This is a genomic window from Agarivorans sp. JK6, assembly GCF_045277145.1.
Lineage (GTDB): Bacteria > Pseudomonadota > Gammaproteobacteria > Enterobacterales > Celerinatantimonadaceae > Agarivorans > Agarivorans albus.
Window position 1 is genome coordinate 2616691 of the sequence record NZ_CP113525.1, and the last position, 21748, is coordinate 2638438.

Below are 21748 nucleotides of genomic sequence, written 5' to 3' on the forward strand. Positions count from 1 at the left end.
AGATGAATGACAAATTAATCGTAAATGTAGATAAAGTTAAGCAGGTAAATACTGCTGCAGTATATGGCATGATTGACCAACAAGGACCAATCTCGCGGGTGAAAATTGCGGAGCAGAGCCAACTAGCTCCGGCCAGTGTGACAAAAATTACCCGCCAACTGCTAGCAACAGGCTTAATTAAAGAAGTTGCCCAACAAGCCTCCACCGGGGGGCGTCGCGCTATTTCTTTAATGGCAGAGCAAGGCAGTTATTACTTTATCTCGGTACGATTGGGTCGCGGAGCTTTAGATATTTCACTGTTTGATTTAAGCGGTGTCTCTCATGCCCACGACAAACTTTCAGTAAGCGAACTTGAGCAAGATCCGTTAACCAACGAGTTACTCGACAAAATTGCCAGCTTTATTGAACAGCATGTTAGCGAACAAAAACAGCTTATTGCGGTAGCCGTAACCTTGTCAGGCTTAGTTAATCCCGGTGAAGGCATTGTGGTTTATACCCCACATTACCAACTACGCGATTGCCCATTAGGTGAAATGATAGAGAGCCGTTTTGGTTTACCCGCTTATATCGGTAACGATACTCGCGCGATGGCTTTAGCAGAACATTACTTTGGCGCAACCAAAGACTGTTTAGACTCGATACTGATTACCGTGCACAGCGGTACTAGCGCTGGCATCATTGTTAATGGTCAGGTGTTTATGAGCCAACACCGCGATGTTGGCGAAATTGGTCATATTCAAGTCGATCCATTAGGTCAGAAATGCCAGTGTGGTAATGTTGGTTGCCTGGAAACCATTGTATCGAACACCGCCATTGTCGCTCGTTTGCAAGCGCTAATTGAGCAAGGTAGCCCAAGTATTCTGGAAGCCGGCTTTACCATTGAAGACGTATGTTTTGCGGCTAAACAAGGCGACATGTTATGCCGACAAGTACTGCAACGAGTTGCCACTGTATTGGGTAGCAGCATTGCGATTGCCATTAACCTGTTTCACCCACAAAAAATTGTTTTAGCGGGTGAAATAATGGCCGCTGAAGACATTTTATTACCCACCATCAAGCAATGCATTCAGCATCAAGCCTTAAGCTCTTTTGCTGATGCCTTGCCAGTGCAAGCGGCGCACTTTCAAAACAATCCGACCATTGGTGGCCTAGCACTAGTGAAGCGTGCCCTACTCGACGGCAGCCTGTTAATTCGCTTAATCAATCAAAAGCCGGAATAAGCATTCAAATATAGCCCTACAACTAATCTAGAAAATGGAACTTAAAACACTGTAAAGCATAGGAATGATTGATGTTTTTATGCTTTACTTGTGAGGTCTATGCAAAAGGATTGGTTAATGCGGATATTCTCACCTCGAACCGTTGTAATCAGCAGCGGATTTTTCACCTGCGCTCTGATGGTTTACATTGCCTTAATGCTGCTTTCAGCAGATATTAGTGAAAGCCAACGCCGCTACGCCCACAATACCATTTCCCTCACTCAAACAGTTATTTATGATTCCCTTCAAGCTTTAGACGACCTTGAAAAACTAGATATAAATGATTGTAGTGAAGCTTCCCTCACTAAGATGCGCCAAACAGTATACTTAAGTAGTTATATTCGCGATGTGGGTTTACTAGAAGACGATCACCTTCTTTGTACTAGTGTTGGCGGCTTGCTCGAAGAGCCAGTAGCTTTAGATCCTCCGTCTTTTTCTACCTCCTTAGGCTTTGATATTTGGCTTAATACACAGCTCATCATATTTGATTATCTGCACTCTGGAGTAGTGATTCGCAGGGGCGACTTTAATGTTGTGATCGATAACAGCACCTTTGCGCCGCTCGAATATGGTGATAATCAATGGGAGTTAGTGTCGAACAGGAGAGAAAATGCCATTCACCTCACCGGCACCCAAGGTATATATAAAGACACCGACACCTTGGTTTATGAGGAAGTCACCGACAACTATCACTATTTTCACAGCTGTAGTGAAAACTATGATTTTTGTATCGCCCTAAGCCTTTACAATTACACGCTTATTAAAAACAAAACTTGGTTTTTATTCTTCTCGTTAATGTTCAGCCTTGCCTTTGGGATTTTAGCAAGCATCTGCTCCGAAACACTATTCAAGCGTCACAGCAGCACCAACGCTCGACTTCGTCGAGGTTTACGTAAAAAGCATTTTTATTACCAAATTCAACCTTTGGTGGACTTAAAAACCAAACGAGTGATTGGCGGTGAGGTATTGGCGCGCTTTAAGGACCCGCTCGGCGAGCTTTATCCTGACCAATTTATTGGTGAAATTCGCGCCTTAAAACTCACGTGGCCGTTTACTTTATTGGTGATGAAAAATGCGCTAAAGGACCTACAAGCCAGCGGTGTAATCCAAAGCGATTGCAAAATTAGCTTTAATATTTTCCCTAACGACGTTGAAAACAACAACATCAACGAGTTAAAAAACTTACAAGAGGTAAAAGACTTCGCAGGCAACATAACCTTAGAGATAACCGAAGACTTGCAACTAGACAGCTTGGTAGCAAACCAAAATATAAACCAAGTCATTAAACAAGGTTTTGAAGTTGCCATTGACGACTTTGGTACCGGCTACTCTAACCTTGCTCAACTAAAAAACTTTCGCTGCCAATTCTTAAAAATAGACAAAAGCTTTGTATTTGATTTAGAAGCCGGATCTATCCGCTCTTCGCTAGTGCCACACATGGTAGATATTGCTCATAAGTCTGACTTAAAAGTAATTGCCGAAGGCATAGAAAATATTATGCAGAGCAAAGTGTTAGAAGATTTAGGTGTTGAATATGGTCAAGGCTGGATGTTTGGCAAACCAATGCCAGTGAAGCAGTTTGTCGAAGCTTATCAACGCACCAACAAGCCAGAATAAGCACTTAACCTATATAGCCGGCTAAGATAGATAACTTCAACTTAGTGGCTTTGGTGGAGCAATTAAAATAGCCACAAAACCACAAAAAAAGGACAACTTACTGTTGTCCTTTTTTCATCTAAGTTTAAGTATAGATTTAGCAGGTTACGCCAATGCTATTGTCATTTTGCCAGTAAAGCTGCCACTGCTCTTCACTAGCGCTACAACCACAGCCTTTATTACATGAGCCGAGTTTAACAACTCGCAACTTATGGCGCTTAACCCACGGCTGTAGCATAGCTAGCGCGGCGTCATCGCTAAGCGAAAAATGCTTAGCGACTTGGTTTAACAACACACCGGGGTTCTCTTCAATATAGCTTTTAAGCGCTTGTAGTATCATAGTGCTCAGCCTTTTGACGCTTTAAGAACAGTACCCAAACGCTTAAAACAATAACCATTGCCAATAACAATACACTGCCTGAAATGGGTGTTTGTTGCCATGTTGCCGCTTGGTAATAAATAGTTGCGGTGCAATAAGCTAACAAGGTCGACCATACGCCAATCAATCTTGCCCATTTTAGTCCAAGCTCTTTTACCAAAGCGCCCATTGCCGCTGCACAAGGCATGTACAACAAAATAAACAACATAAACGATACAGCTGAAGCTTGACTAAAGTGTTGAGACAACTGTGACATAGTGCCTAGATCTACTTCATTGATTTCAGCAGCGCTAGCTACATCTTCAGCTTCTTCAATAGCGATACCCAGCGGATCGCCATAATTAAGGTCGTTAAAGTTATCGACAATGCTTTGACCGGCTTCTTGGAAACGGCCTAAGTAAGTCCATGCTTCAGCCTCTTCTTCGGGATCTGCATATAGACTGTTTAAGGTGCCAATTACCGCTTCTTTAGCAAACAGGCCGGTTACAATTCCTACAGTGGCTGGCCAGTTATCTTGCTCGATGCCCATGGGGCCAAATACCGGCGTAACAAACTGACTAGCGCGGGATAATATCGAGTGCTCTTGACCTTCAGCATCCAACTCACCGCCGGTACCAACGTGATTAAGAACACTTAATATCGCTACCACTAAAACAATGGTTTTACCGGCGCCAACAATAAAGCCTCGCACTTTTTGCCAAGTAAGCAATAGTACCCCAAACACTGTTGGGAACTGATAGTCTGGCAGCTCTAATACAGAGTCTTGAGCTGTGCCAGGTAGCAGAGTGTACTTAAGCAGCAAACCGGTAATAATCGCAGCGATAATGCCCACAATATACAAAGCAAACACCATGTTCTGCCCTTGCTCGGGGAAAAACGCTGCAACAAACAAGGCATATACGGGTAAACGTGCACCACAAGACATAAACGGGCTCATTGCTGAGGTAAGCACCCGTTCACGGTGTTTTTCTAGTACTCGAGTAGCCATAATGGCCGGCACGGTACAACCAAAGCCCATTAGCATTGGCACAAATGCTTTACCAGGTAAGCCGATAACTTGCATAGCGCGGTCTACAACAAACGCAGCGCGCGCTAAGTAACCTGAGCTTTCTAGCAAGGCTAAAAACAGATACAAACAAGCAATTACAGGAATAAAGGTTGCAACGGTTTGTATGCCCGCCCCTACTCCGCTCGCCAATACAATGCTCGCCCATTCTGGCGCACCAACACTGGCTAACAGTTCGCTCACGCCATCAACAAAAATAGTACCCGCTGTAATATCGAAAAAATCGATAAACACCGCACCACCGTTAATGGCAAACATGAACATTAGGTACATAACACCTAAAAAGGCCGGAATACCTACCCAACGGTTAAGCAATACTTTGTCCAGTAGCTCAGAATAATCGCGGCTTAGCTGGCCTTTTTTACTGATACAGCTTTGGGTAAGTTGGTAGATAAAGCTATAGCGGCTGTCAGCCAGCTCTAAATCAACGTCAGTTGTTGTAAATTGACCCAGCGCTTGGCCCACACCTAGCTGTAAATCAGGGTCTAGTTGCTCGGTTAACCATGGATCATGCTCAATTAAGCGCAGAACTTGCCCTTTGTTTAAGCCAAGCTTTTGCTGCCACTCGGTGGTAAAGGCTTCAATTTCCGATGGGTATTCCAAGCTTAAAGCCGGAGCTTGCTGGGCTTGCTCCATTAATTTAGGCAAGTTGCGCTTAAAGTCATTCACTTGCTTTTTAGAGGTGGCTGACAAGCACACCACAGGCAAATTAAACTGCTCGCTAAACTGCTTCACCTTAATATTAAGTAGCTTGGCTTTAGCTGTGTCCATTTTATTTAGCACCAACACCACTGGCAGGCCAAGCTCTTTAAGCTGAATGCTTAAATATAGGCTACGTTCCACCGCACTGGCATCAATCACATTAATCACTAGGTCGAGAGGCTCAGACTGCAAAAACTCACAAGCAATCCGTTCATCTAATGAGCTTTTATCAAGCTGCGGATCAATATTGTATACACCGGGTAAGTCTACGACTTCTGCTTGCCAGTCGGCTTGGCGGATCCAGCCAGACTTTTTGTCTACAGTTATCCCGCTAAAGTTACCTACTTTTTGTTTACTGCCGGTTAAAGCGTTAAACAAGGTACTTTTACCGCTATTAGGATTACCTACGGTGGCTATAATATGTTTGTTCATAGACTATCCACCTCAATCGCTTTTGCTTGGCCATTACTTAGCGCAAGGTTGATTCCAGGTGCAGATACTTGGATAGGATCCCCAAGTGGAGCGCGCCTTACAATGGTTAAGGTCGTATTGGGTAAAATACCCAACGACATAAGCTTTTTGCGCATTGCTCGCGGTAAGCCATTTAAGCTCAATATTTGCGCCTTTTGACCAGTGGCTATTTCATCCAATGACATGGAACCTCCATACCTAAGTCTAAATAATAATGATTTTCATTTGATTTCATTGTGCGACACACGTCACTGTTCCGTGTTGATCTAAATCAAACGCTGATAGATAGCTTTGTATTTTTGTGAGAAATATTTATCGCTATTTTTTGAAACCGTCTGAATAAATACGCTACCATCAGCACAACTTACGTATAAGGTAGATTGAAGATGTCATTCAAAGACCAACTTTCGCAACTGGTTTACTCAACAGACCAAGGCCGCATTGAGCCAGAGCAGCAAGCCGAACAAGTACCTGAAACAGACGGTACTATTAAGCTGCGTAGAGAGACTAAAGGCAGAAAAGGCAAAGGGGTTACCTGCTTAACTGGCTTTGGTTTAGCCGAAGCAGAATTAAAAACCTTATGTAAAGACATGAAAAAACATTGCGGCGTAGGTGGCAGCGTAAAAGATTACGTTATCGAGATCCAAGGTGACCAACGCGACAAGCTAGAGGTTTGGCTTAAGCAGAAAGATTATAAAACTAAACGCATCGGTGGCTAAACCATTGCCTTTAGTGGGGCTTTTGGGTATATTCAGCGCGCTTTTGGGGAGTAGCTGCTCATATCAATAAGGTATGGGGCATTTATCAACATACTTAGTGCTCATCACTATGGTAAATGCAGCCTTTATTGGCCTAGCAAGACCAAATGCACATTAACGCCATAAAGAGGTGAGCAGCGTTGTGTGCATTGGTTTATCTGCTCGCCTCATACAAGAAATCCAATGGAAGCTTTATTCACTTCAATTACTGCCGTAGCCATTGCCGAGATAGGCGATAAAACTCAACTGCTTGCTCTTCTGCTCGCCTGCAAATTCAAAAAACCTCTGCCAATTATTGCCGGTATTATTATCGCAACTCTACTTAACCATGCAGCCGCAGCTTGGTTTGGCTCGTTAGTGCAGCAATGGCTAAACCCTGAGATTTTACGTTGGCTAGTTGGCTTATCATTTATTGCCATGGCGCTTTGGGTATTAGTGCCAGATAAAATAGATGAAGACGATAAGAAACTACTCAAATACGGCCCCTTTTTGGCCTCGCTCATCTTGTTTTTTATTGCCGAGATTGGCGACAAAACCCAGGTTGCGACTGTGATTTTAGCAGCCAAGTATGACTCGATGTTTATGGTAATTACCGGCACTACCATAGGAATGTGCTTAGCCAACGTGCCAGTAGTGCTGCTGGGTAAGCTTGGCGTAGAGAAATTGCCTATGACTCTAATTCATCGTATTACTGCTATTTTGTTTTTGGTGCTGGGCATTACTACATTGGTGTTTTAGTTAGGCTTTTGCTGAGCACTGATTGTGTTAAACTCAGCCGCAAATTGTTAGCAAGGTTGTAATAATGAAACTAGTTCGTTGGATTTTAGGCCGCATTATATTGTTACTTAACGCAGTATTTTCCCCTAAGGGCGTAAAAAGAAGTGCTGAGGAGCAGGCTGTAATTGATCAAAAAACCCAAGGTTTACACCTTTATCAGCTGCCGGCTTGCCCATTTTGCGTAAAAGTACGTCGCTCGATGAAACGTAATGGTTTAAGTATTGGCTTACGCGATATTAAGGCGCAGCCAGAATATCTTGAAGAGTTGGTAGCCCAAGGCGGTTCAAGAAAAGTGCCTTGTCTACGCATTGAAAATGGCGACCAAGTAGAATGGTTATACGAGTCTAACGACATCATAAACTACTTAGAAGCCAAGGTAGCTTAAAACCCAAAAGCTCCGCAATGCGGAGCTTTTTACTATTAGCAGCTAAAACTTAGTCTGCTTCCATAATATCACTTGGCATGGTTTCACGCAGGCGTTTCCACACTTCACTAGTAGCAATACCGTAACTACGCACTACCTGCAGCGCTTTATCGTGTTCGCCGCTATCGGCCAAGGTGATGAGCTCTTGATAGAAATTATCAACTAAGGTGCGTGCTTGAGGGTCGTCAAAGTAGTATTTACCTACGCTTTGATACATGCCTCTAAAGCCATTTAAGATAAGCGCGTATAAAGGATTACCCGACGCAAAAGACAAGCCATGTAACACTTGATAATCAAACTCAGCGTAAGCTTCGCCGGTTTGTTCAAGTTGTTTGTATTGCTCGATAAGTTGGCGACTTTTCTCTGGGTTGTTTTTCAGGGCACCACGAATAAAAATCACACTAATGTTGGTTCTTGCTGATAGCAGTTGCTCAAACAACTCTGGCACACCATCGGTATCTAAACGGGCTAAAGTTTCCAAAATATTAAGCCCTGCGGTTTCCCAAAAGTTGTTCACCTTAGTGGGTTTGCCGTGCTGAATAGTTAACCATCCATCTCGCGCTAAGCGCTGAAGCACTTCACGTAAGGTGGTGCGGGTTACACCTATTAACTCAGATAATTCTCTTTCGGCGGGTAAAATTGTGCCAGGAGCAAAACGGTTATTCCAGATAGATTCAATGATGTATTGTTCTGCGAATCCCGCTGGACTTTTTGCTTTAATTACCATTATTTACTCAGTCTATTTTCGTTTTTATTGTATCGATAATAACAAACCATTAACTAAAGCTAAAGCAAGTGGTTTGAGCTCAAACCTCCAAATTTGAAAATCTATTGACTATTTTTATCGACACTTGAATAAATTTGATATTTTCGGTTGTTCAACTACCAAAGCCGCGTGAGATCACATACAATCGCGCACGAGTTTTCGTAGGGGAAACTCGACCTGCCATTTGAACAACAATGAGATTTCAGGATGAATACTAGTCTTTCTAGTGCTTTTGCTAAGAATTTTCTTGGCAATGCACCTTTGTGGTATAAAAAAGCCATTGTTTTATTTCTAATAATTAACCCCATCGTTTTCTATATCAACCCATTTGCTGCAGGTTGGTTACTAGTTATCGAATTTATTTTTACTCTTGCGATGGCGTTAAAATGTTACCCGCTTCAGCCGGGCGGCTTGCTTGCCATAGAAGCAGTAGCAATAGGCATGACATCCTCTGAAACCGTTAAACATGAATTAGTCGCCAACTTCGAAGTAGTGTTGCTATTGATCTTCATGGTGGCCGGTATTTTCTTCATGAAACAACTACTGTTGTTTGTTTTCACCAAGATGCTTATCAAAATTAAAAACAAAGCCATTTTGTCTTTAGCCTTTTGTGCAGCCGGCGCCTTTTTATCAGCCTTCTTAGATGCCTTAACCGTAATTGCTGTAGTCATTAGTGTAGCAATTGGCTTCTACAGCATTTACCACAAAGTGGCATCTGGCAAAGATTTTCACCAAAAACATGACCACACTGGCGATGATTTAAGCAGTGATGACTTAGAAGGCTTTCGCGCATTCTTACGTAGCTTAATGATGCATGCGGGTGTAGGTACCGCATTAGGTGGCGTATGTACCATGGTAGGTGAACCGCAAAACCTGATCATTGCAGACCAGTCTAGCTGGCAGTTCTTCGAGTTCTTCCTGAGAATGGCACCGGTATCTCTACCTGTTTTAGTATGTGGTTTAATTACTTGTTTTGCGTTAGAAAAAATTGGCAAGTTTGGCTACGGTAGCCAGCTACCAGTAAATGTTCGCCAAATTCTTACTGACTACGATAAACACGAAGATCAAAAACGAACCAACCGTGACCGCGCTAAGCTAATTGTTCAAGCAGTTATTGCTGTATGGTTAATCATTGGTCTAGCACTGCACTTAGCCGCTGTTGGCTTAATTGGTTTATCGGTAATTATTCTGGCTACTTCATTTACTGGCATTACCGAAGAGCATCAGCTAGGCAAAGCCTTTGAAGAGGCCCTGCCATTTACTGCCTTGTTAGCGGTGTTCTTCTCTATTGTTGCAGTAATTATTGACTTAGAACTATTTAAGCCAGTGATTCACTGGGTATTGTCGATTGAAAACGAAGGCCAACTAGTTGCTTTCTATATAGCAAACGGCTTGCTATCGATGGTCAGTGACAATGTATTTGTGGGCACGGTTTACATCAACGAAGTGAAAACAGCTTGGTTGGAAGGACAAATCACCCGAGATCAGTTCGACATGTTAGCGGTAGCGATTAACACCGGTACTAACTTGCCTTCAGTCGCAACACCAAACGGTCAAGCGGCCTTCTTATTCTTACTTACGTCGTCGTTAGCACCATTATTACGCTTATCATACGGCCGTATGGTTTGGATGGCGCTGCCTTACACCTTTGTACTTGCTGGTGTGGGTTTGTTGTGTGTGGAATATGCGCTTATTCCTGCTACTCAATACTTCTACGATATGGGCTGGATCAGCCATCACGTTGCAGGAGCGGCATCGGCGGTTTCTGCTGGACATTAAAAATAAAAACGGCGATGCTTGCATCGCCTTTTTTTATCGGAGTTTCTGATTATGCTCAACTTTTTAAGCAGCATGCCGTACCAACGTAAACCTTGGTTTCTGCTTTTTATTGGTAGCTTATCACTAGAATTGTGTGCCCTATTCTTCCAACACGTAATGAAGCTCGACCCTTGCGTTATGTGTATTTATGAGCGTGTAGCCATGTTTGGTTTAATGTTCGCGGGTCTCATTGGATGGATAGCCCCACAAAATCTCATCATTCGCTTAACAGCATTTGGAATGTGGATAGTAAGCGCAGCCTGGGGTTTGCAACTGGCTATTACCCACACCGATTATCAAATGAATCCTAACCCATTCGCGACGTGTGACTTCTTCGCAAATTTTCCGGAATGGGCGCCATTAGATAAGTGGGTACCTTGGTTATTTAACCCAACAGGCTTCTGTGACAAAATTTCATGGATGTTCTTGGGTTGGTCTATGCCACAGTGGCTAATCTTGATATTTGCGGTGTTCTTAGCTGCAGGTGTGTTGTTCTTTGGCCTACAATGGCGCAAAAAATAACTCACATTAAAAAGCCCGCTTTAAGCGGGCTTTTTATTTGTGCCAATAACCAGAACTACTCACATTCATCTAAAGGCCAACGCACAATATAATCTTGAGAAGGCCCCGTTAATTGTGTTTCGCAAACAATTTTTCCGCGTACCGATGCTCCTCGTTTATGCATTTCAGAAGCTTTGCCTTTATTAAGCAACGGATGCCATTTTGGCAAAGGTTTACCTTCAATCAAACGCTTATAAGCGCAACTTGGCGGTAGCCAATGAAAGGCATCAATATCATCTAAGCTTATTTTTACGCAGTCGGGTACTTTAGCAAAACGGTTTTCATAATCACTGCATCGACAGCTTTTACTATTAAGCAATACACATGCGATGTTAGTGTAATAGAGCTCATCGGTGTCTTCGTCTATCAACTTCGACAAGCAACATTTTCCGCAGCCGTCACACAATGACTCCCATTCTTGGGCATTCATCTGCGCCAAGGTTTTGGTTTCCCAAAATCTTACTTCACTCACTTATTACAACCTCTGTTTCTAGCTCTATATCGGCAACGGTTAATGCTAGTTTATCTCCAGCTACTAAGGGCCCAACACCTGCAGGAGTGCCAGTAAGTAACACATCACCAGCTTGCAGGCTAAAGCACTGAGAGGCTTCAATTAACAACGTCTCAATAGTGCGGATCATTTGTTGACTACTGCCCTGCTGTTTTACTACACCATTTTGTTTTAGCTGCAAGCTAACGTCATCTAATTCACTCAAGCTAGTAATTGGTTTAAAGGCGCTAAGCACACAGCTTTGATCAAAAGCTTTGGCTCGCTCCCAAGGGTGACCACGTTGCTTTAGCTCTAGCTGAATATCTCGAAGGGTTAAATCTAAGGCGGCAGCATAACCCCAAACTGCATCATTTAGCTCAGCTTTAGAGGCATTTTTTAGCGGCTTACTAATTAACAATGCTAGCTCTAATTCATAGTGCACAACTCCCAAACCTTTGGGAATAGCAACACCATTATCAAAACTTACAAAGGCACTAGGTGGCTTGTTAAACAACACTGCTTGTTTTACTGGAGCGCCACCCATCTCTTGCATATGTGCAACATAATTTTGCCCAACACATACGGCTTTGCTAGACCTTAGTGGTATAGCTTTGCCTTCGCTATCAACATGCTGATACATATCAAAACACCGGTGGGTAGGAAATACGATCAGCCAAGGTGCCAACCGCTGCCACGAAGTAGTGTGAGCGATTCCACTTCATTAGCACCCGATAGTTATCGTAAGCGAGGTAGGCACGGCCTTGCGCATCATCAGGTTGAACAATGGAAGCGCTAATATCCCGTGTAGGTAAATCGCTGCCATCGTAACGGCGAACGCCTAGAGCTTGCCATTCGGCTAAAGTTTTAGTGATTTTTAATCCAGAATTGCTGATATCATAATCTTTAGGAAGCTGAACTTGGCGCCCCCAAGTTAGATCATCACTCCAGCCACTTTGCGCCAAATAATTAGCAGCAGAGGCTAAGGCGTCGGCGGTATTGTTCCAAATATCGCTATTCCCATCGCCGTCAAAATCTTGCGCGTAAGCGAGAAACGAGCTTGGCATAAACTGCACTTGGCCCATTGCCCCGGCCCAAGAGCCTTTCATTTTGTTCGGCTCAATATGTCCGGCATCTAAAATACGAAGAGCATTCATCAATTCTTTCTTGAAAAACGCTTCGCGGCGCCCTTCAAAAGACATAGTTGAAAGCGCAGACACTACATTGTAGTTGCCAGTAAACTTACCAAAATTAGATTCTACGCCCCATAAGGCAATTATAAAGCGAGGCTGCACCTTATACTTTTTTTCTATCTCTTTTAGCAAAGGGTAATGCTTTTTGTATAAAGCCCGCGCTTGTTGCACCTTCCAATCGGGAACGGCTCGCGGTAAGTAAGTGTCTAAGGTAAGTTTAAACTCAGGTTGCTGCTTATCTGCCTTTACCGCACGTTGGTAAAATTTAGTATTAGCAAAAGCTGCATCAATGGTTTGCTGAGATATCCCCTGCTCTGCCGCTTCTAATTTAAGTTGTTCAACGTAGTTATCAAAGCCCGGTTCAGCGTGTAACGAGAAGGCAGCCGAGAAGAGCACCGCACTGATAATTTTTTTCACTAACGTCCCCTTATTGTTTATTTTTAGCTTTAGCCTGGGCGGCCAAATGCTGTTTAAGATAATTCTCTGGAGGTGGTGGTAGTTGTAAATAGTAGCCTTGTTCTTTAAACGCGGCTTCTATGGCGTCGATTTTTACACTAGCAAAATCTTTTGTTGGTCGTTTAGGCACCAACATAACTAGCTCCTTAGCGCCCATTAATTCAATTAACGAGGCCGGAACTTTCGAAAAATCGTCTTTCTTCTCAATATAGAGATAAGTTTGCTGTTTTTTGAGACTTTTATAGACTGCACAGAACATGAAAATGTTAGTATCCTAGGCACTGATCAGGTTATGCTAAAACGCAGACTATATCAGAATATATGGTGTAGCGTCATCGCTCGTATACAAATGTAAAAAGGAATCCGCTGTTCATGTCCGGACAGGAAATAGAGTTTAAAGGGACAAACTTTACCCTTTCAGTCGTTTACTTAGGAAAAAATGATTTAACGTCATTAAATAACAAACTTATGGAGAAGGTGGCACAAGCCCCGCAGTTCTTCAATTGTGCACCTATCGTAGTAAATATTAGTGAAGTGGATGATGCGTTTGACTTCGACCAACTTAAAGAAGTAGTTGAAGCTCAAGACTTTGTATTAGTGGGTGTAACTGGCTGTAATACCGCTGAGCAAAAAACCGCAGCTCGTGCTGCCGGCTTGGCAGTGATGACCAGTGGCTCACAACAAGCTACTGCTAAACCAAGCAAACCAACAGAAGAAAAAGCCCCCACACCTCCCGCTGCTCCTTCGGTAGTTCCCAGCAAAATAGTTCGTGGTCAAATTCGTTCTGGCCAACAAATTTATGCACAAAATACCGACTTAGTAGTGATTGGCTCCGTAGGAAATGGAGCCGAAGTAATCGCCGATGGCAACATACATATATACGGCGCGTTAAGAGGCCGAGCCATCGCAGGCGCAAGTGGTAGAAAAGACAGCAAGATTTTCTGCCAAAACTTGCAAGCAGAACTTATTTCAATTGCTGGTGTTTATATGCTGCATGAGCAAATCGGCGAGCATGCCGATTCTCCGCAATGCATTCAGATAGAAGACCAGCAAATCGTATTTGGTAATTTAAGTTAACCCCGTTAACGAATTTATAAAGGAAAGATAATGGCTAAGATTATCGTTGTAACCTCAGGAAAAGGTGGCGTAGGTAAAACAACCTCCAGTGCTGCTATTGGCACTGGTCTCGCCATCAAAGGTTTTAAAACAGTAATCATCGATTTTGATATTGGCTTACGTAACCTCGATTTAATTATGGGTTGTGAACGTCGAGTCGTTTACGATTTTGTTAACGTAATTAAGGGCGAGTCTAATCTTAATCAATCATTGATTAAAGATAAGCGCACCGACAACCTATACATTTTGCCTGCATCGCAAACTCGCGATAAAGACGCGTTAACCAAAGAAGGCGTGCAAAAAGTATTAGACGATTTAGCCGAACAAGGTTTCGACTACATTGTTTGTGATTCACCAGCAGGTATCGAAACCGGTGCAATCATGGCCTTGTACTTCGCCGATGAAGCGATTGTAACAACTAACCCAGAAGTTTCTTCGGTGCGAGATTCAGACCGAATTTTGGGCATGTTAGCCAGCAAATCAAAACGTGCCGAGCAAGGCAAAGAGCCGGTTAAAGAACACCTACTATTAACTCGCTACAACCCAGAAAGGGTAAACCGTGGCGATATGTTAAGTGTTGAAGACGTGCAAGACATTCTGGCTATTCCCTTGCTTGGAGTGATTCCTGAATCTCCAGCGGTGCTAAAAGCGTCAAACTCGGGTGAACCAGTGATTTTAGACAGCGACAGCGATGCAGGTTTAGCTTACGACGATGCGGTAAGCCGTTTGATTGGTGAAAGTGTAGATTTCCGCTTTTTAGAAGAACAAAAGAAAGGCCTATTTAGCCGCATATTTGGAGGATAACAATGTCTCTTTTAGACTACTTTCGAACGTCAAAACAGTCTAAAACGGCGGCAACCGCCAAAGAACGACTGCAAATTATTGTTGCCCACGAACGTGGACAACGCAGTGGGCCTGATTACTTGCCTGCGATGAAGCAAGACATTATAGAAGTAATTAAAAAGTACGTAGATATTAACTCAGACCAAGTGAATGTTAGCTTGGACAACAAGAGCGAAGATATAAGCGTACTTGAGCTAAATATTACGCTTCCTGAGCAACGTGATTAGCAAATAAAGGCTGACGCCAACCGGTAAGTAAAAGAGGTAATTCTGCTGCTTGCCGGTCTTCTTTCCAAAGCCAAGACAAATACTGATTAAGCATTTTCTTACTCGCCAATACATCTTCTGGTAACCCCGATTCTTCGGCAACTTTAGCCACTACTTTTTTAAGCTCTTGAATACTTTTCTTATAATCTGGGTAATCAACAATACGTTTAATGGCCTGTGGAAAATCTACAGTTTTAGTCTGCAGCCCTTGTTTAACTAACTTTAATAAGCGCTGCCCATGTATCCGCAATTCTTGCGGTGGCAAACCAAGGCGCTGAAGTTGTTCCATAGTACTTGGCTGATAACGCGCCAAGGCCCATAAACTGTCGCCATGAACAACATTGTTAATGGCTAAATCTCGGCTAGCAGCTTGTTGGGCGCGCCAACGCGCTAATACCTTCAAAACAGCAAGTTGCTGTGGGTTTAGTTTCCAAGCATTCTTAATATCTTTATAAGCTTCATCTTGATTAAACACCCGCTTTTTAAGCGCAGCTAAACGGGCACTTTCTTCAAGCGCCGCATCAAACCGCCCTTCATCTTTAAGCTGTTGTTGAATCTTTAAATACGCAGGTAAGAGGTAGATAACATCTAAGGCCGCATATTCTAATTGAGAAGAACGTAAGGGACGTGCTAACCAGTCGGTGCGCGATTCACCTTTGTCTAGTTGAATATCCAACTCTGTATCAATAAAACGCTGATAACCCAAGCTAATACCGTGACCTAAAAAAGCAGCCCCAACTTGCGTATCAAATACACTAAGACCAAACTTGCCACTCACACGCTGAATGATTTCTAGGTCTTCACTAAAGGCGTGAAGTACCCAATGGTGCTTAGCTAATGCGTCCCACAAGGGCGCCATTTCTACTTTTAGAGGATCAATCAAATAGCATTGTTGGCCATCAAAGATTTGCAGTAAACCAAGCTGAGCGTAGTAAGTACGAGTGCGAACAAACTCTGTGTCAATGGCAAGTACCATTGCCTCTTGCTCATTTAAAAAACGCAACAGAGGCGCAAGTTGCGCCTCTGTTTCTATCATATCGAAGTTTACGTCTGCCAAAATTACGGCGTCCTAGTGGAAAGCATCTTAATAATCACCATTTTACGGTTTATGCCTCTTCACGCAAGGCTCTACGTAAGATCTTACCCACATTTGTTTTAGGAAGTTCATCTCTAAACTCCACCAACTTAGGTACTTTATAAGCAGTAAGAAACTCACGGCAATGCTCGATAACTTGTTTCTCGGTAAGCGACTCATCCTTCTTAACCACAAAAACTTTTACCGTTTCGCCGCTAACATCGTTTGGAACACCTACCGCTGCAACTTCCAGTACTTTGGCATTACTGGCCACCACTTCTTCCACTTCATTAGGGAATACGTTAAAGCCCGATACCAAAATCATGTCTTTTTTACGGTCCACAATGTGGAAGAAACCTTGTTCATCTACTGTGGCAATATCACCGGTGGCAAACCAGCCTCCAGGCATTGATTCTTCGGTAGCTTCAGGGCGCTGCCAATAGCCCTGCATAACCTGCGGGCCTTTAACCAAGATCTCACCTGATTCGCCATCGGCCACTTCCTCTCCATCTTCGCCAACTAATTTAATATCAGTAGAAGGCGCCGGAAGGCCAATACTGCCGTTATAAGCTTCTAAATCATAAGGGCATACAGTTACCAACGGCGCACATTCGGTTAAACCGTAACCTTCGATCAATCGAGAGCCGGTGACTTCCTGCCAACGCTCTGCAACCGCACGCTGCACCGACATGCCACCACCTAAAGAAAGACGTAAACGAGAGAAATCGAGCTTGGCAAAATCTTCATGATTAAGCAGCGCGTTAAACAAAGTATTCACGCCTGTAATGGCGGTAAATGGGGTTTTAGCCAACTCTTTAGTAAAAGTAGGAATATCGCGAGGATTGGTAATGAGAAGGTTCTGACAACCCATTGCGAAAAACACCATGCAGTTAGCCGTTAAGGCAAAGATATGGTAGAGCGGCAAAGCAGTTACTACTACCTCTTTGCCTTCACGCAAACAAGGGCCAACAATGCCTAGTGCTTGCAGTAAATTAGCCACCATATTCTTATGTGACAACATGGCGCCTTTAGCCACACCAGTTGTGCCACCCGTGTATTGTAAAAAGGCTAAATCTTCACTTTGGATCTCTGGGCGAACATATTGTAAATGCTGACCTTTCGACAATACATAACGTAAGGATTGTGCATGTGGCAAATGATACTTAGGCACCATTTTCTTCACGTACTTAACTACAAAGTTAACTAAGGTACGTTTAGTGGCAGAGAGCTGATCGCCTAAGCGAGTTAGCACTACATGCTCTACCCCGGTTTCTTCCACAATTTCTTCTAGAATGTGAGCAAAGTTAGAGACAATTACAATGGCCTTTGCACCACTATCATTTAGCTGATGCTTAAGCTCGCGTGGGGTATACAACGGGTTTACATTCACCACAACCATGCCGGCACGTAAAGCACCAAACAAACAGATGGGATACTGCAGCAAATTGGGCATCATTAAAGCAACGCGGTCACCCGCTTTTAGCTTTAATTCGTTTTGAAGATAAGCAGCAAAGGCTCGAGATTGCTCTTCGAGGCGACGATAGGTCATCACCTGTCCCATGTTAATAAATGCTACTCTGTCGGCATGTTTGGCTGCGCCTTCTTCGAAGACATCAAGCAATGTTTGATAACGTGCTGAGTCTATCTCTGCAGGAACATCCTTAGGGTATCGATTAAGCCAAACCTTATCCACGCAGTTCTCCTAAACAATTCAATTACATTAAGTATAAATTGCCCACCAAGTTTATTGTGAATTTTATTATGCACTTGGCGACATTACTGGCCTTAGAGCTTTAGCTCTAAGGTTTCAAACGATTGTTTCATACGGCGTTTAAAATAACAATATATTAACATTAAGCGTAGAGTGTAAGTTCAAAAACAGTGAAGTGCTTCAAACAATTGTTTTAATAAAGTCGCGAAGTAACTGAGCAGTAGCATGCGGATTTTGCATATGTAAGTGGTGCCCACCACTTAGTAGTTGTGTTTGAATATTGTTAAACCATTGCTGGCGCAAGGCAATGTAATCTGGCTTAAGTAAAGGATGCTCATTTGCTGCTAGCAATAAACAAGGTGTTACAACTGCTTGGCAAATCTGTTTGGCTTGTTCTTCACTAAAACGTAAAGGTGAGCTAAGTTTTAATTTTTCGTCATGCCGCCAATACCACAAACCTTCACGCTGAATAGTAGCGCGCTCTACTAGTAAACGGCTATTTTCAGTGCTAATCGCGTTAGTTTTAGCTCGCAGGGCCACGGCATAATCTAGCTCTGCAAAACCTTTGGCGGGTTTTAGTTGCTGTCTTTGACGAATCGCTTTAGCTAAATGCGTAGACGTTTCATGGCTTGCCAAACTTAAAGGTCCAATGCCATCAATACATACTAAGCCACTAAGTTGCTCAGGAAATGCCGCAGCAAAGCAACTGGCTACTAGCGCTCCCAAAGAATGGCCTACTAAGATAACTGGTTTACTATGGTTGAACTCATTTAATGCAACATACACATCGTCTACGTAGTCAACAAAATGATAATAATCTTGTCGGTGTGGTGAATGGCCATGGCCAGGAAAGTCTAAAGCAATACAGTGACTATTAGGTAGCTGGTGAATAATAGGGATGAAACTAGCAGCGTTGTCCATCCAACCATGCAACATTAATAAACAGTATGGGCTGTCGGTTGTTTGTTCTAGGTAAGCAAGTTTGCTTTTCGGAAGGCTGGATTCACTGAGCATGGATATGGGGAAAGCCGAGTTAGGCAAACAAGTCGATGCCGAACATTTCATTCACCTGTTGGCGCTTAAGTTGATTAGCAACATCTTGATAGTGAGACACAGCCTCTCCGCCACTGCCAATATTTTGGTCATAGCGGAGCTTTTCTACACTTTTTTCATCCATTACCGCCCATGGCACTACGCCTTTTGGCGCTTGAGTAGCAGTACTTAACTCAGTACTACTACTTGCCTGCTTAACTTTAGGCTGTTGCGGTATGGGCTGGCCAAGGCCCTGAATTTTCAAGTTATTTATCCTTTAACTATTCTCTACCTGGAAGCTTTTTCCAAGTGACTTTATCTCGAAGATACACCGGTTCTGCGTTTTCGGCAGCAACAAGATCGCCACGTTCAAAAGCATATTGAGCATAACTAAGCATATCTCGTGCCGCCGGGTATAACACCGAATCTAACACGCTTACGCCAGAAAATTGACTACTTAATAGTTCTTTATAGGTTTGCCAACCAGTGCCAACCGCTGTGGCCTTATTGGCACTTGCTTCGAGTAGCTCAGGCTTAATTACTAACTCTTGTCCAACCAAGCGCATCAAACCATCTTCTAGGTGATATTCACCCCAGTATACTTCACCCATGCGTGCATCAATGGCAGCCAAGCAACGCTCAGAGGCATGGTTGACATAAGCTTGCTGCGCCATGGCTTGCAACGTTGACACTGCAACCATCGGTTTATCAGCACCAAATGCCAAACCTTGCGCGGTAGCTACGCCAATACGAACACCGGTAAAACTGCCTGGCCCGCGGCCAAAAGCAATGGCATCCAGTTGAGTTAAGCTTACACCTGCTTCCGCTAATACTTGCTCCACAAACGGCAAGATCTTTTGAGTGTGGTCGCGCGGGCTGTATTCTTGCTTGCTGATCACTTCACCCTTCCATTGCAAGGCAACAGAGCAGTTTTCGGTTGAAGTATCTAAAGCTAATATGTTGGCTGTCATGTTTCCTCAGCGTCTTTTTTAACAAATTCCAGAACTTTTGATAGCTCTCTTGTGCGGGGCATAGCCGGTAAGCTACTAATAAATAAAGAGCCGTATTCGCGGTTTACTAGGCGATTATCACAAATAATCACCACGCCGTGATCGGCCTGAGTTCTAATCAAGCGCCCCACTCCTTGCTTCAAGCTTATTACAGCTTGCGGCAAATATACCTGACGAAAAGGATCTCCGCCACGCAAACGGCAATCTTCGCTTTTTGCTTTTAGTAAGGGATCGTCGGGCGCAGCAAACGGTAACTTATCGATGATTACACACGACAAGGCCTTACCGGGTACGTCTACACCTTCCCAGAAAGTACTTGTTGCCACTAACACGGCGTTGCCATCTTCAACGAACTCGCTAAGCAGCTCTTGTTTGCCAGCTTCCCCTTGCACCAATACCAATAACTCAGTGCGTTGCCTTAGCTCAGCGGCAACTTTTTGAATCATGCGATGACTGGTGCATAAAAAGAAACAACGGCCGCCGTTGGCTTCTATTACCGGGGCAAGCTGATCTAGCATCAGCTGCTCAGCATTATGCTGCTTGGTTTCTGGCAAATAGCGTGGCACACAGAGTAAGGCTTGTTTTTGATAATCGAAAGGGCTGTCGAGCAGCATGCTGCTCGCATCTTTTAAACCCATTTGGGTTTGGAAATGCTGAAAGTTGCCATCAACAGCCAAAGTAGCTGAAGTAAATACCCAAGCAGCGTTACGATCTTCCACTTCACTATTAAAGCGCTCTGCAATATTTAAGGGCGTAATGTTTAAGGTGAAATGCTGACGCGTAGTCTCGTACCAATAACTAAAACCAGTTTTATCTACGTCCATTACCTTGTCGAACAAACTGCGCATTTTAGCTAAACGTTCAAAACAAGCGTCAGCTAATTCACTGCGTGAAAGCGCTAGCTTGAGCACTTGATAAACAAAGTCCATGTCTTCACGTAAATCTTGCATCATCTCGCCAAAGCGTTTTTGTTTAGCAAGTGGACGCCATTCACCTCGGTCTCGCAAACCTTCAAAAGCGAGTCGGCATTGGCGAATACGACGCTCTAGCTTTTGTGAGGCTTTTTGTAATTGCGCCATATCGCGAAGGTCGGTTTTATAACTCAACTCAATATCGTTACATAAATCGAGGATCTGTCGGCTAGAGAAGTGCTGGCCAAAATAGCTGGCTGCTATATCCGGTAACTGGTGTGCTTCATCAAAAATAAAGGCATCAGCTTCTGGAATCAGCTCACCAAACCCCGTTTCTTTAACCACCATGTCGGCAAAAAATAGATGGTGATTCACCACCACTAAATCAGCTTCCATAGCGCGATTACGCGCTTTAACCAAATAGCACTCTTTGTATGAGGGACAATCTCTGCCAAGGCAATTATCATTGGTGCTAGTTATAAGGGGGAATACATCTGCCCGCTCAGCCACCGGGCCTAAGTCACTAATGTCGCCACTTTCTTCACCTTGTGCCCAACTTTTGATTTTGACTAGCTCCGCCAAGGTAGCTCGGTCTTGGCCACTGCTGTAGTGAGAAAAGCTGTTTAACCTTTCAATACATAAATAGTTAGCGCGCCCTTTTAGTAAGGCAATCGATTGATTGTACTTAAGGGCTTTTTGCATGCGTGGTAGGTCTTTAGTAAACAGCTGGTCTTGCAAGGCTTTACTACCCGTACTGATTACTATTTTTTTGCCGCTATCCATAGCTGGAACAAGGTAAGCAAAGGTTTTACCTGTGCCGGTACCCGCTTCTACTAGCAAACTACCACGGTCATCTATAGCCTGCGCTACTGCGTTGGCCATTTCACCTTGTTGAGGACGAGGAGAGAAGCCATCAAAGGCCTTGGAGAGTAATCCATCTTTGGCGAAATATTGCTGTTTCAATCTAAATTCCGGCAAGCAAAAGTCGCCGCAACTATACCAGCCGAATTA

Annotated in this window: 24 protein-coding genes and 1 riboswitch; of the genes, 10 read left to right on the forward strand and 14 right to left on the reverse strand. The window is 43.6% G+C overall.

Annotated elements, in window-relative coordinates:
- Window positions 1-2 precede the first annotated feature (2 nt).
- Both OV592_RS12195 and OV592_RS12200 read left to right on the forward strand, forming a co-directional pair.
- Complete coding sequence (locus tag OV592_RS12195; protein WP_406608757.1) at window positions 3-1220, forward strand: ROK family protein; 1218 nt, start codon at window positions 3-5, stop codon at window positions 1218-1220.
- A 117-nt stretch (window positions 1221-1337) separates the two neighbouring features.
- Window positions 1338-2876, forward strand: coding sequence for an EAL domain-containing protein (locus OV592_RS12200; protein WP_406608758.1), 1539 nt, complete (start codon window positions 1338-1340; stop codon window positions 2874-2876).
- Between the two features lie 136 nt (window positions 2877-3012).
- Here OV592_RS12200 and OV592_RS12205 read toward each other — a convergent pair whose 3' ends face one another.
- The 3 genes from OV592_RS12205 to OV592_RS12215 are packed head-to-tail and all read right to left on the reverse strand — an operon-like array spanning window position 3013 to window position 5718.
- A complete protein-coding gene (locus OV592_RS12205) occupies window positions 3013-3255 on the reverse strand; it encodes a FeoC-like transcriptional regulator (RefSeq protein ID WP_016401077.1) in 243 nt (80 codons plus the stop codon).
- Complete coding sequence (gene feoB / locus OV592_RS12210; protein ID WP_406608759.1) at window positions 3236-5494, reverse strand: Fe(2+) transporter permease subunit FeoB; 2259 nt, start codon at window positions 5492-5494, stop codon at window positions 3236-3238. Before feoB ends, OV592_RS12205 begins: the two co-directional genes overlap by 20 nt.
- Window positions 5491-5718 carry a FeoA family protein gene (locus tag OV592_RS12215; protein WP_152782511.1) on the reverse strand — a complete coding sequence of 76 codons (228 nt, stop codon included), beginning with the start codon at window positions 5716-5718 and terminating at the stop codon, window positions 5491-5493. The genes feoB and OV592_RS12215 overlap by 4 nt, the downstream gene beginning before the upstream one ends.
- A 201-nt stretch (window positions 5719-5919) precedes the next feature.
- Here OV592_RS12215 and OV592_RS12220 point away from each other — a divergent pair, with 201 nt between their 5' ends.
- The 3 genes from OV592_RS12220 (at window position 5920) to OV592_RS12230 (ending at window position 7453) form a co-directional block, all read left to right on the forward strand.
- The gene (locus OV592_RS12220) at window positions 5920-6252 is read left to right on the forward strand and encodes a translation initiation factor (RefSeq protein ID WP_016401080.1); all 333 of its coding nucleotides are present in this window, start codon (window positions 5920-5922) and stop codon (window positions 6250-6252) included.
- A 33-nt stretch (window positions 6253-6285) separates the two neighbouring features.
- A riboswitch (yybP-ykoY riboswitch) is annotated at window positions 6286-6461 on the forward strand.
- Between the two features lie 13 nt (window positions 6462-6474).
- Window positions 6475-7029, forward strand: coding sequence for a TMEM165/GDT1 family protein (locus tag OV592_RS12225; RefSeq protein WP_406608760.1), 555 nt, complete (start codon window positions 6475-6477; stop codon window positions 7027-7029).
- A 64-nt stretch (window positions 7030-7093) separates the two neighbouring features.
- Complete coding sequence (locus OV592_RS12230) at window positions 7094-7453, forward strand: glutaredoxin family protein (RefSeq protein WP_406608761.1); 360 nt, start codon at window positions 7094-7096, stop codon at window positions 7451-7453.
- A 49-nt stretch (window positions 7454-7502) separates the two neighbouring features.
- On the opposite strand, the gene fadR is transcribed toward OV592_RS12230, so the two are convergent.
- Window positions 7503-8219 (reverse strand): fatty acid metabolism transcriptional regulator FadR, encoded by a 717-nt coding sequence (gene fadR / locus OV592_RS12235; RefSeq protein WP_016401083.1) that lies wholly within the window; start codon window positions 8217-8219, stop codon window positions 7503-7505.
- A gap of 246 nt (window positions 8220-8465) precedes the next feature.
- On the opposite strand from fadR, the gene nhaB reads away from it, so the two are divergent.
- Both nhaB and dsbB read left to right on the forward strand, forming a co-directional pair.
- Window positions 8466-10037 carry a Na(+)/H(+) antiporter NhaB gene (gene nhaB / locus OV592_RS12240; RefSeq protein WP_406608762.1) on the forward strand — a complete coding sequence of 524 codons (1572 nt, stop codon included), beginning with the start codon at window positions 8466-8468 and terminating at the stop codon, window positions 10035-10037.
- A gap of 51 nt (window positions 10038-10088) precedes the next feature.
- Window positions 10089-10598: a disulfide bond formation protein DsbB gene (dsbB, locus tag OV592_RS12245; RefSeq protein WP_338621462.1), complete on the forward strand. Its 510-nt coding sequence runs from the start codon at window positions 10089-10091 to the stop codon at window positions 10596-10598.
- 55 nt (window positions 10599-10653) lie between these two features.
- Here the strand turns inward: dsbB and OV592_RS12250 are convergent, their stop codons facing one another.
- The 4 genes from OV592_RS12250 to OV592_RS12265 are packed head-to-tail and all read right to left on the reverse strand — an operon-like array spanning window position 10654 to window position 13032.
- Entirely contained in the window at window positions 10654-11109 is a 456-nt protein-coding gene (locus OV592_RS12250) for a YcgN family cysteine cluster protein (RefSeq protein ID WP_406608763.1), read from the reverse strand.
- Window positions 11102-11767, reverse strand: coding sequence for a fumarylacetoacetate hydrolase family protein (locus tag OV592_RS12255; protein WP_406608764.1), 666 nt, complete (start codon window positions 11765-11767; stop codon window positions 11102-11104). The genes OV592_RS12250 and OV592_RS12255 overlap by 8 nt, the downstream gene beginning before the upstream one ends.
- Window position 11768: 1 nt before the next feature.
- Window positions 11769-12734, reverse strand: a complete 966-nt coding sequence (locus OV592_RS12260; RefSeq protein WP_406608765.1) for a lytic transglycosylase domain-containing protein — start codon at window positions 12732-12734, stop codon at window positions 11769-11771.
- Window positions 12735-12744: 10 nt separating this feature from the next.
- Window positions 12745-13032, reverse strand: coding sequence for a YcgL domain-containing protein (locus OV592_RS12265; RefSeq protein ID WP_040307002.1), 288 nt, complete (start codon window positions 13030-13032; stop codon window positions 12745-12747).
- Window positions 13033-13145: 113 nt separating this feature from the next.
- On the opposite strand from OV592_RS12265, the gene minC reads away from it, so the two are divergent.
- Genes minC through minE form a run of 3 tightly spaced genes read left to right on the forward strand, consistent with a single transcriptional unit; the run spans window position 13146 to window position 14959 of the window.
- Window positions 13146-13850 carry a septum site-determining protein MinC gene (minC, locus tag OV592_RS12270; protein WP_406608766.1) on the forward strand — a complete coding sequence of 235 codons (705 nt, stop codon included), beginning with the start codon at window positions 13146-13148 and terminating at the stop codon, window positions 13848-13850.
- Window positions 13851-13880: 30 nt separating this feature from the next.
- A complete protein-coding gene (gene minD / locus OV592_RS12275) occupies window positions 13881-14693 on the forward strand; it encodes a septum site-determining protein MinD (RefSeq protein ID WP_406608767.1) in 813 nt (270 codons plus the stop codon).
- Window positions 14694-14695: 2 nt separating this feature from the next.
- Window positions 14696-14959 carry a cell division topological specificity factor MinE gene (gene minE, locus OV592_RS12280; RefSeq protein WP_016401092.1) on the forward strand — a complete coding sequence of 88 codons (264 nt, stop codon included), beginning with the start codon at window positions 14696-14698 and terminating at the stop codon, window positions 14957-14959.
- Here the strand turns inward: minE and rnd are convergent.
- The 6 genes from rnd to OV592_RS12310 all read right to left on the reverse strand — a co-directional run bounded on the left by rnd (window position 14934) and on the right by OV592_RS12310 (window position 21700).
- On the reverse strand, window positions 14934-16055 hold the full coding sequence (rnd, locus tag OV592_RS12285) for a ribonuclease D (protein WP_406608768.1): 1122 nt from the start codon (window positions 16053-16055) through the stop codon (window positions 14934-14936). The two genes, minE and rnd, sit on opposite strands and share 26 nt — an antisense overlap.
- Window positions 16056-16104: 49 nt before the next feature.
- Entirely contained in the window at window positions 16105-17766 is a 1662-nt protein-coding gene (gene fadD / locus OV592_RS12290; RefSeq protein WP_221076929.1) for a long-chain-fatty-acid--CoA ligase FadD, read from the reverse strand.
- A gap of 198 nt (window positions 17767-17964) precedes the next feature.
- A complete protein-coding gene (locus OV592_RS12295; protein ID WP_406608769.1) occupies window positions 17965-18849 on the reverse strand; it encodes an alpha/beta fold hydrolase in 885 nt (294 codons plus the stop codon).
- Window positions 18818-19081 carry a hypothetical protein gene (locus OV592_RS12300; RefSeq protein ID WP_016401096.1) on the reverse strand — a complete coding sequence of 88 codons (264 nt, stop codon included), beginning with the start codon at window positions 19079-19081 and terminating at the stop codon, window positions 18818-18820. Before OV592_RS12300 ends, OV592_RS12295 begins: the two co-directional genes overlap by 32 nt.
- A gap of 16 nt (window positions 19082-19097) precedes the next feature.
- Window positions 19098-19787 (reverse strand): tRNA (adenosine(37)-N6)-threonylcarbamoyltransferase complex dimerization subunit type 1 TsaB, encoded by a 690-nt coding sequence (tsaB, locus tag OV592_RS12305; RefSeq protein WP_406608770.1) that lies wholly within the window; start codon window positions 19785-19787, stop codon window positions 19098-19100.
- Window positions 19784-21700 carry an ATP-dependent DNA helicase gene (locus OV592_RS12310; protein WP_406608771.1) on the reverse strand — a complete coding sequence of 639 codons (1917 nt, stop codon included), beginning with the start codon at window positions 21698-21700 and terminating at the stop codon, window positions 19784-19786. The genes tsaB and OV592_RS12310 overlap by 4 nt, the downstream gene beginning before the upstream one ends.
- Window positions 21701-21748: the final 48 nt, after the last annotated feature.

What these genes read in the sequence shown, in the direction of transcription:
- OV592_RS12195 (WP_406608757.1), top strand. Translation starts at nt 3, where the DNA reads ATGAATGACAAATTAATCGTAAATGTAGATAAAGTTAAGCAGGTAAAT.
- OV592_RS12200 (WP_406608758.1), top strand. Translation starts at nt 1,338, where the DNA reads ATGCGGATATTCTCACCTCGAACCGTTGTAATCAGCAGCGGATTTTTC.
- OV592_RS12205 (WP_016401077.1), bottom strand. Translation starts at nt 3,255, where the DNA reads ATGATACTACAAGCGCTTAAAAGCTATATTGAAGAGAACCCCGGTGTG.
- feoB (WP_406608759.1), bottom strand. Translation starts at nt 5,494, where the DNA reads ATGAACAAACATATTATAGCCACCGTAGGTAATCCTAATAGCGGTAAA.
- OV592_RS12215 (WP_152782511.1), bottom strand. Translation starts at nt 5,718, where the DNA reads ATGTCATTGGATGAAATAGCCACTGGTCAAAAGGCGCAAATATTGAGC.
- OV592_RS12220 (WP_016401080.1), top strand. Translation starts at nt 5,920, where the DNA reads ATGTCATTCAAAGACCAACTTTCGCAACTGGTTTACTCAACAGACCAA.
- OV592_RS12225 (WP_406608760.1), top strand. Translation starts at nt 6,475, where the DNA reads ATGGAAGCTTTATTCACTTCAATTACTGCCGTAGCCATTGCCGAGATA.
- OV592_RS12230 (WP_406608761.1), top strand. Translation starts at nt 7,094, where the DNA reads ATGAAACTAGTTCGTTGGATTTTAGGCCGCATTATATTGTTACTTAAC.
- fadR (WP_016401083.1), bottom strand. Translation starts at nt 8,219, where the DNA reads ATGGTAATTAAAGCAAAAAGTCCAGCGGGATTCGCAGAACAATACATC.
- nhaB (WP_406608762.1), top strand. Translation starts at nt 8,466, where the DNA reads ATGAATACTAGTCTTTCTAGTGCTTTTGCTAAGAATTTTCTTGGCAAT.
- dsbB (WP_338621462.1), top strand. Translation starts at nt 10,089, where the DNA reads ATGCTCAACTTTTTAAGCAGCATGCCGTACCAACGTAAACCTTGGTTT.
- OV592_RS12255 (WP_406608764.1), bottom strand. Translation starts at nt 11,767, where the DNA reads ATGTATCAGCATGTTGATAGCGAAGGCAAAGCTATACCACTAAGGTCT.
- OV592_RS12265 (WP_040307002.1), bottom strand. Translation starts at nt 13,032, where the DNA reads ATGTTCTGTGCAGTCTATAAAAGTCTCAAAAAACAGCAAACTTATCTC.
- minC (WP_406608766.1), top strand. Translation starts at nt 13,146, where the DNA reads ATGTCCGGACAGGAAATAGAGTTTAAAGGGACAAACTTTACCCTTTCA.
- minD (WP_406608767.1), top strand. Translation starts at nt 13,881, where the DNA reads ATGGCTAAGATTATCGTTGTAACCTCAGGAAAAGGTGGCGTAGGTAAA.
- minE (WP_016401092.1), top strand. Translation starts at nt 14,696, where the DNA reads ATGTCTCTTTTAGACTACTTTCGAACGTCAAAACAGTCTAAAACGGCG.
- OV592_RS12295 (WP_406608769.1), bottom strand. Translation starts at nt 18,849, where the DNA reads ATGAAATGTTCGGCATCGACTTGTTTGCCTAACTCGGCTTTCCCCATA.
- tsaB (WP_406608770.1), bottom strand. Translation starts at nt 19,787, where the DNA reads ATGACAGCCAACATATTAGCTTTAGATACTTCAACCGAAAACTGCTCT.